Origin of the sequence: Micromonospora acroterricola, from assembly GCF_003172955.1 — a bacterium.
In the GTDB taxonomy this organism is placed as follows: domain Bacteria; phylum Actinomycetota; class Actinomycetes; order Mycobacteriales; family Micromonosporaceae; genus Micromonospora; species Micromonospora acroterricola.
In genome coordinates this window covers 1-2102 of the sequence record NZ_QGKR01000021.1, presented here as the reverse complement: position 1 = coordinate 2102, position 2102 = coordinate 1, and the positions used below count along the sequence as shown (strand labels likewise).

At 76.7% G+C, this 2102-nt stretch carries 2 protein-coding genes; both read left to right on the top strand.

Going from position 1 to position 2102, the window contains the following annotated elements; translation table 11 throughout:
• Positions 1-20: 20 nt before the first annotated feature.
• Entirely contained in the window at positions 21-593 is a 573-nt protein-coding gene (locus tag DKT68_RS00185; protein ID WP_407940675.1) for a PH domain-containing protein, read from the top strand.
• A gap of 40 nt (positions 594-633) precedes the next feature.
• The coding region (locus tag DKT68_RS00180) for a PH domain-containing protein (RefSeq protein ID WP_407940674.1) at positions 634-2102 on the top strand (1469 nt) is incomplete at its 3' end.

Sequence of the window (2102 nt, the reverse complement as noted above, 5' to 3'; positions counted from 1 at the left end):
ACCTGCCGCCGCCCGGCCTGCTGCCGTCCGGCCCGGGCCCGTCGCCCGCCGCCGGTGCGTCGGCCGGCGCACCCGGTCCGTTGTTGACGGAGGGGCCGGTGGGGCGGGGGCCACTGGAGCCCTGGCCGGACACGGTCCGTTGGCAGCGCATCTCATCGGACCTGATCTGGGTCGAGCTGATCCGGCTTGCCGTGGTGCTCGCCATCGGGCTGGCGGTGACGGCGACCGGTTGGGCGCTGAGCGGTCACGCCCTGTTCGGGATCGTCCTCGCCGCCGTGCTGGTGTTCGGGGCGTGGCGGGCCGTGGCGATCGTCCGCGCGGTGCGGGCCTGGGGGTACGCCGAGCGCGAGGACGACCTGCTGGTCCGGCACGGCCTGCTGATCCGGCGCCTCTCCATCGTGCCGTACTCCCGGATGCAGTTCGTCGACGTCAGCGCCGGGCCGCTGGAGCGCGCCTTCGACCTGGCCACCGTGCAGTTGCACACGGCGGCGGCGGCGAGCGACGCCCGGGTGCCGGGGCTGCGCCCGGCGGAGGCGTCCCGGCTGCGCGACCGGCTCACGGCCCTCGGCGAGGACCGGGCGGAGGGGCTGTGAGCGCCCGACCAGGCGACCGCCCGCGCCGGAGGGCGACCCGATGAACGACGGTCCCGCCGAGCCGGGCACCCGGCCGCCCCTGCCGCCGGGCGGCGCGCCACCCGCCGGGCCACCGCCCGGCGGCGCGGCATCGCCGTACGGCGCTGGGCTGCCCGGGATGCCCCGTCCCTGGCCGGTGTCGCCGGTCAGCGGCGACGGCGAGCCGCGTCAGCGGCTGCATCCGCTCAGCCCGCTGCTGCACGGGGCGAAGTCGCTTGTCGTGGTGATCGCCGGGCTGTCCTGGTCGACGCTGTCCCGGGTCGGCTTCGGTTGGTTCGCGGCCATGGTGGCGGTGCTCGCGCTCGGCGCGACCGTGCTGTCGGTGATCAGCTGGTACAACACCGGCTACCACGTGGTGGGCCGTGAGCTGCGGGTGTATGAGGGGTTGCTCTGGCGGCGTACCCGGGCGATCCCGCTCGAGCGGTTGCAGGCCGTGGAGGTGGTCCGGCCGCTGCTCGCCCAGCTCACCGGCCTGGCCGAGCTTCGGCTGGAGGTGGTCGGCGGGGGCAAGACCGAGGCGCCACTGGCGTACCTCGGGGTGGCCGAGGCGACCCGGCTGCGCGAGCGGCTGCTGGCGCTCGCCGGCCGCACGCCGCAGCCACCCGCGCCGGGTGTCGCGGCACCCGCGGCGGTCCCCGGGACGGCGCCGCCGGTGGCCGCGGCGGGTCGCCCGCTGCACGCGGTCCGCAACCAGAGCCTGCTGGTCAGCCAGCTGCTCACCCCGCAGGCGTTCCTGCTTCCGTTCGGTCTGGCCTTCGTCGTGGTGCAGTTCCTCACCGCCGGGTCGTGGTCGTTCGTCGCGGTGGCGAGCACGCTGACCGCGATGGCCGGTGTGCTGCTGCAACCAATCCGCCGGGTCCTCGACGACTGGAACTTCCGGTTGGCCCGCGACGGCGGCACGCTGCGGGTGCACAACGGCCTGCTGGAGACCAGGGCGCAGACCGTGCCGCTGGACCGGGTGCAGACCGTGCGGGCCACCTGGCCGCTGCTGTGGCGGGTGAAGGGCTGGCTGCGGCTGCGGCTCGAGGTGGCCGGGTACTCCGTCGCGGAGGCCGACGACCGCAACCGGCCGGACCGCCTGCTGCCGGTCGGCGACCTGCCGACCGCGGCGATGATCGTCGCGGAGGTGCTTCCGGGGGTACGCCTCGACGCGCTGGCGCTGAGCCCGCCGCCGCCCCGGACGCGCTGGCTGCACCCCCTGGGCCGGGGCGCGCTCGGCGCCGGCCTGTTCGAGCAGGTCTTCGCCAGCCGGTCCGGGCTGCTCACCCGGCAGTTGGCGATCGTGCCGTACGCCCGGATCCAGAGCGTACGGGTGGTGCAGGGGCCGGCGCAGCGCCGGCTCGGGCTGGCCACCGTGCACGCGGACACGGCGGGCGGCTCGGGTGCGGCGGCCCAGGACCGGGACGTGGCCGAGGCGTGGGCCCTGGCCGCGGAGCTGACCGCCCGCGCGCACGCCGCCCACGCCTCGGC